Genomic DNA, 5,468 nt, shown 5'->3' on the forward strand with positions numbered 1-5,468 from the left:
CCGTGCTGCGCCCGGGTGCACCGGCCGGGCCCCAGACCGCGACGACCCGGCCGGGCACCGTGCCGGGCTCGCCGCTGTCGGGCTCGTCGTGCAGGGCCTCGCTCCAGGCCTGCTCGGGGTCGCCGGCCCCCTCGCGCACGGAGGTGGCGCCGGACAGTCCCTCCTCGGGCCGGGTGACCGCCTCGCCCAGGGAGTCGACCTGCTCCTCGGCGACCAGGGTCCGCACGCCGATCCGGACGGCTCGCGCTCGCGCGGCCTCGGACGGGGTGCCGCGCGGCACCACCACGACCGGGCGGACCCCGTGGCGGCGGACGAGGTCGACGGCGCCCTGGTCGAGGCCGTGCGCGTCGAGACCGACGACCGCGACGTCGGCCTGCCCCGAGGCCGAGGCGGCCAGCAGGTCGTCGACGTCCACGCACCGCTTGAGCACGACCACGCCGCTGCGGGATCCGAGCACCTCCAGCGCCCGGGCCTCCCAGGCGGCCCCGCCACCGGCGACCAGGACGACGGTGACGCTCATCCGCGGGCCGCGACCGACACGAGCGGGTCGCTGAGGCTGCCGAGCAGTCCGTAGAAGCGGCCCGCGTCCTCCTCGGGGACCGCCAGCACCAGCCGGCGCAGCCCGCTGGCGGCGTACCCCTCGTCGGCGAGGCTGGCGTCGAGCACCGCGACGTCCTCGAGGACCGGCTCGCCGGAGTCGTAGCCGCGGTCGGAGCCGCCGCGTGCCACGAGGTAGACGTTGACCCGGGTGCCGGAGGAGACCGCGCCGGCCAGCTGCTCGGGCTCGACGGCGATCGGCAGCTGCAGCAGCCCGGTGTCCTCCGCGCTTCCCAGGGCCGCGGTCGGCACCAGCTCGCCGGCCCCGACGCCGCGGGTGAGGGTCGCGTCGGCGGGCAGCTCCTCGCCGGTCGGGAGGTACGCCGCCAGGTCGGCCTCGTCGGCGAACCGGACCCGCACCGCGACCAGGTCGTCGGCGGCGAGCGTGGCGCCGGGCGCGAGCTCCTCGGCGGCCGCCCACACGGTGACCGTGTCGTCGGCCGCCCCGACCACGCGTGCCCCGAGCAGCACCGAGCCGGCCACCACGACCACGCCCACCCACAGGCGGGGGTCGCGCCAGCCCGGCGAGCGGCTGCGGGTCGCGGCGGGTGGGGTCAGCGAGCGGGGCGGCGCCCCTGACCCGGCGGTGTGGGAGGTCCCGAGATCGATGGCCACGGCGCGCATCCTTCCCCGTTCCGCGCCCCGCCTCACCTGCCTCTCCACAGGCCCCTCCACGGGCCCCCTCCACAGGCCCGTCGGGGCTGCGCCGCGACGCCCGCCCGAGGTGACACCATGGGGTCATGGCCGCCACGCCCCGCTTCCTCACCCTCGCCGACGTGGCCGAGGTGCTCAACACCAGCAGCGCGCAGGTCTACGCCCTGGTGCGGCGCGGCGAGCTGCCGGCGATCAAGATCGGCGGGCGCGGCCAGTGGCGGGTCGAGGCGGCCCGGCTGGAGGAGTTCATCGAGCAGATGTACGCCCAGACCCGCACCTTCGTCGACGAGCACCCCTACGAGGACGCCGACCGGGAGCAGCCGGTCGCGGACTGACGCCCGCCGGGACCCGCGGGGCCGCGGTCGTCAGCCACCGGCCGGCGTCGAGGTGCGTGTCGAGGCCTGGGTCGAGGCCCCTGGACGCGCGGGGCCGCGTCGTCAGGCCACGAGTCGCACCTCGACCCTGGTGACCTCCGGCCCAGGGCAGCGCCGTGCCCCCGGGGGGCTCAGCCCACCTGGCCCCGCAGCTCGATGCTGACGACCCGCTCCTGGCCGTCCCGGCGGACGGTGAAGTCGACCCGCTCCCCCGGCTGGTAGGTGCGGATGGCGACGATGAGCGCGATGCCGTCGGTGACCCGCAGGCCCTCGACCTCGGTGACCACGTCGCCGTCCTGCAGGCCCGCCTCCTCGGCAGCGCTGCCGGCGGTGACCTCCTGGATCTCCGCACCGTCACCGTCGTCGTTCCCGGTGCGGACCTCGGCGCCGATGACGGGGTACTGGGCCTCTCCCGTGCGCAGGATCTGGTCGGCGGTGATCCGGACCTGCTCGACCGGGATCGCGAACCCGACGCCGATGTTGCCGGCATCGCGGCCGAAGCCGCCCGTGGTCGCGATGGCGGAGTTGACCCCCACGACCTCGCCGAGCAGGTTGACCAGCGGGCCGCCGGAGTTGCCGGGGTTGATCGCGGCGTCGGTCTGCACGGCGTTGATGTAGGAGGTCGACTCGGGATCACCGGTGGTGACCGGGCGGTCGAGCGCGGAGACGATGCCCGCCGTCACCGTGGAGGACAGGCCGAGCGGGGAGCCGATGGCCACGACGGTCTCGCCGACGCGCAGCCGGGTCGAGGCGCCGAGCGCGCTCGGCTCGAACTCCCCGGCCATCTCGGGGGCGATGAGCACCGCGAGGTCGTAGACGGCACTGCGCCCCACGACCTCGGCGTCGTAGCGGTTGCCCTCCTGGTCGACGACCTGGATCCGGCCGCCGTCCTCGTCGGCGTCGGCGACGACGTGGCTGTTGGTGACGACGTGTCCCTGGCGGTCCAGCACGAAGCCGGACCCGGTGGCCCCCGACTCGTCGCCGCCGAACTCGGCGATGATCTGGACGGTGCTGGGCAGCAGCGCGTCGGCGACGTTGGCGATCGTGCCGTCCGCGGCCGTGAGCGGCGCGTCCTCGCGGGTCTCGACGCCGTCGAGGCCGGTGCTCACCAGCCCGGGCTCCTCGGAGGCCTCGTCGAGGATCCGGAAGCCGGCGGCGCCGACGACCCCGCCGATCACGCCGACGACGAGCGCGAGCACCGCGACCACGGGCCACACCCAGCCGCCCACGCGGGCGGTCGGGACATCGGTTCGGGCGGCGTGGGCGCCGGGCTGGGGGAACTGCTGCGGGTACGGCTGGGGCTGCTGGCCGTAGGGCTGGCCCCAGGGCCCCGGGGCCTGTGCCGGTACGCCGGGCAGCGGCTGGGTCCGCGACGTCCAGTCGGCGGGCGGCTGCGCTTCCCGGGCCTGCTCGGCCCGGGGCTGCTCGACCTGGGCCTGCTCGACCTGGGCCTGCTCGGTGGTCGGTCGCCCACCCCACGTGGGCCCGGTCTGCTGCGGTGCCGGCTGCTCGGCCCGCGCCTCGGGCGCCCGCTCCGGCTGCTGCTCGGGGGGCTGCGACGGCTCGGTCCGGTCCTGCTCGCTCACCGCTCCATCATCCCCGACCGGCCAACCACCCCGCGGTGGGGTGCCGCGTCCGCGACGCCGGACCCGGGGGTCGACCCGTGCCCGGCTCCGTGAGCGGTGACGGCCCGGCCGGCGGCGTACGTCGTCAGGGGCGGATGCCGCGGCCGACCGGGAGCAGGAGCGAGGTGCCCTCCCCCGGCTGCGGGGTGACCCGGTCGAGGTCGGCCACCGGGGCGCGGCGGTCGACCGTGGGCGCGTCGGCCGGCGCGGTGCCCAGGGCGAGCACCCCGAGGACGGCCATCCCGGCGGCGCCGCCGACCCCGGCGAGCACCGCCGTCCGTCGTGCTCGGGGGGCCGATGGGGAGCCCGCCGAGCCGGCCCGCACGACAGGCGGCAGGCCCGGCACCGGTCCGTACGGCGTCACGCCGTCGCCGGGGGTGCGCGCGGGCGGCATCGAGCAGGCGCCCAGGAGCGCGCTCTTGAGGTGGTCGGGGGCGCAGGAGCCCTCGCGGGCGGCGAGCCCGGAGAGCCGGGTCTTGACCCAGCCCTCGCGCTCGACGAGGTCGCGGCACAGGTGGCAGCCGTGGACGTGGGCCCACAGCCGCTCGGCCTCCGCGGGCGGCAGCTGTCCGTCGAGCAGGGCGCTGGCGCGGGCGCCGAGGTGACCGATCACGGGTGGGTGACCTCCTGGGGCATCGCGGGCCCGGCGTACCGCTCGCGGCCGTCGGTGGGCGCGCGGTGCGCCAGCGTCTGGCGCAGCATCGCGCGGCCGCGGCTGATCCGGGAGCGGACGGTGCCGAGCTTGGTGTCGAGGATCGTGGCGATCTCCTCGTAGGACAGTCCCTCGACGTCGCACAGGACGACCGCGGCGCGGAAGTCCGGCGGGAGGGTGGCCAGCGCGGCCTCGACGTCGTCGTCGAAGTGCTGGTCGGTGTAGGCGACCTCGGGGGCCGGCGCGGCGCTCGTGAGCCGGTCGGCGCGCTCGTCGGAGAGGGCGTCGAAGCGGATCCGCTGCTTGCGGCGCGCCTGGTCGAGGAAGAGGTTGGTGGTGATGCGGTGCAGCCAGCCCTCGAACGTGCCGGGCGTGTAGGAGTCCAGCGAGCGGAAGACCCGCACGAAGACCTCCTGGGTCAGGTCCTCGGCGTCGTGGCGGTCGCCGGTGAGGCGGTAGGCCAGGCGGTAGACGCGGTCGGAGTGCTGCTCGACGATCCGCTCCCACGACAGGTCCTGGCCCGTCGTGACGGTGCTGTCGTCCACCTGGGTCCCCCTCGACCAGTACCTGCCCCGCACTCTGGCTCCTCACGGTAGGGACTGCTGCTGAGAGGAGGCTGTGAGTGCTCCTCGGGCTGTCTGAGAGTCCAACGGACGAGGGGGCGGCGGTGTTCCCGCGTGGCGGCACCGCCTGCGGTCCGGTCCCCGGGCCCGCGGCCGGCGGCGTACCCCGCTCGCGCCTGCGGCCGGGTGGGCCTGCCCCGCGGTAGGTTGACGCCCGACCACCCGCCTGAGGAGGCCGTCATCACCACCCCGATCAACGCCACCAGCTGGACCTACAGCGAGGAGTTCGTGGCCGAGGACGACGTCCTGGCCGCGGCCCGTGCGCGCGCCGAGGAGGTCGGCGTGGTGCCGATCAGCCCCGGCGGCGGCGCAGCCCTGCGCTTCCTGGCCTCGGTGCTCGACGCCCGTGCGGTCGTCGAGATCGGCACCGGCACCGGCGTCTCGGGCCTGTGGCTGCTGCGGGGCATGCGCGCCGACGGCGTGCTCACCACCGTCGACATCGAGGCCGAGCACCAGCGCCTGGCGCGCGAGGGGTACGCCGAGGCCGGGATCGCCACCCAGCGCGCCCGCACCATCGCCGGCGCCGCGCTCGACGTGCTGCCGCGGCTGACCGACGGCCACTACGACCTGGTCTTCTGCGACGGCGACAAGCGCGAGTACGCCGCCTACCTCGCCGAGGCCTGGCGGCTGCTGCGCCCCGGCGGCGTCGTGGTCTTCGACAACGCCCTGTGGCACGACCGCGTCGCCGACCCCAGCCAGCGCGACGAGGAGACCGTCGCCATCCGCGAGCTCGGGCGCACCGTCGCCGAGCACGACGGCCTGCTCAGCGTGCTGCTGCCCGTCGGCGACGGGCTGCTCGCCGCCAAGAAGGTCTGGACGCCCGAGAGCGACTGAGGTCGGGGCTGCCGGGCTGGTCGTCCCACCTGTCACAGGGGTCCCGTAGCGGGGGTAGTCCGAACACTTTTTCACCCTCAGCTCGAGCTGAGGGTGAAAAAGTGTTCGG

General features: G+C 76.0%; 6 protein-coding genes and 1 pseudogene. 2 read left to right on the forward strand and 5 right to left on the reverse strand.

The genetic code is table 11. The annotated features are described in order from the left end of the window. Together Q1V71_RS04690 and Q1V71_RS04695 are read right to left on the reverse strand one after the other, a co-directional pair. Window positions 1–520, reverse strand: a pseudogene (locus tag Q1V71_RS04690) (hypothetical protein); the annotation flags it as partial. Next, a complete protein-coding gene (locus Q1V71_RS04695) occupies window positions 517–1,212 on the reverse strand; it encodes a hypothetical protein (RefSeq protein ID WP_300641216.1) in 696 nt (231 codons plus the stop codon). The pseudogene Q1V71_RS04690 and the gene Q1V71_RS04695, both read right to left, overlap by 4 nt. 125 nt (window positions 1,213–1,337) lie before the next feature. On the opposite strand from Q1V71_RS04695, the gene Q1V71_RS04700 reads away from it, so the two are divergent. Next, window positions 1,338–1,586 carry a helix-turn-helix domain-containing protein gene (locus tag Q1V71_RS04700; protein WP_300641218.1) on the forward strand — a complete coding sequence of 83 codons (249 nt, stop codon included), beginning with the start codon at window positions 1,338–1,340 and terminating at the stop codon, window positions 1,584–1,586. Window positions 1,587–1,756: 170 nt separating this feature from the next. Here Q1V71_RS04700 and Q1V71_RS04705 read toward each other — a convergent pair whose 3' ends face one another. The 3 genes from Q1V71_RS04705 to sigE form a co-directional block, all read right to left on the reverse strand. Continuing rightward, window positions 1,757–3,211 (reverse strand): trypsin-like peptidase domain-containing protein, encoded by a 1,455-nt coding sequence (locus Q1V71_RS04705; RefSeq protein WP_300641220.1) that lies wholly within the window; start codon window positions 3,209–3,211, stop codon window positions 1,757–1,759. Between the two features lie 124 nt (window positions 3,212–3,335). Beyond that, window positions 3,336–3,863, reverse strand: a complete 528-nt coding sequence (locus tag Q1V71_RS04710) for a zf-HC2 domain-containing protein (RefSeq protein ID WP_300641221.1) — start codon at window positions 3,861–3,863, stop codon at window positions 3,336–3,338. Further along, entirely contained in the window at window positions 3,860–4,447 is a 588-nt protein-coding gene (sigE, locus tag Q1V71_RS04715; protein WP_300641223.1) for an RNA polymerase sigma factor SigE, read from the reverse strand. The genes Q1V71_RS04710 and sigE overlap by 4 nt, the downstream gene beginning before the upstream one ends. A 258-nt stretch (window positions 4,448–4,705) precedes the next feature. On the opposite strand from sigE, the gene Q1V71_RS04720 reads away from it, so the two are divergent. Then, window positions 4,706–5,359 (forward strand): O-methyltransferase, encoded by a 654-nt coding sequence (locus tag Q1V71_RS04720; protein WP_300641225.1) that lies wholly within the window; start codon window positions 4,706–4,708, stop codon window positions 5,357–5,359. Window positions 5,360–5,468 lie beyond the last annotated feature (109 nt).

It is taken from the genome of Nocardioides sp. (assembly GCF_030149505.1).
In the GTDB taxonomy this organism is placed as follows: domain Bacteria; phylum Actinomycetota; class Actinomycetes; order Propionibacteriales; family Nocardioidaceae; genus Nocardioides.

Bases quoted from the DNA above. Each gene is read 5' to 3' on its own strand.
- Q1V71_RS04700 (WP_300641218.1), top strand. From the start codon at position 1,338: ATGGCCGCCACGCCCCGCTTCCTCACCCTCGCCGACGTGGCCGAGGTG.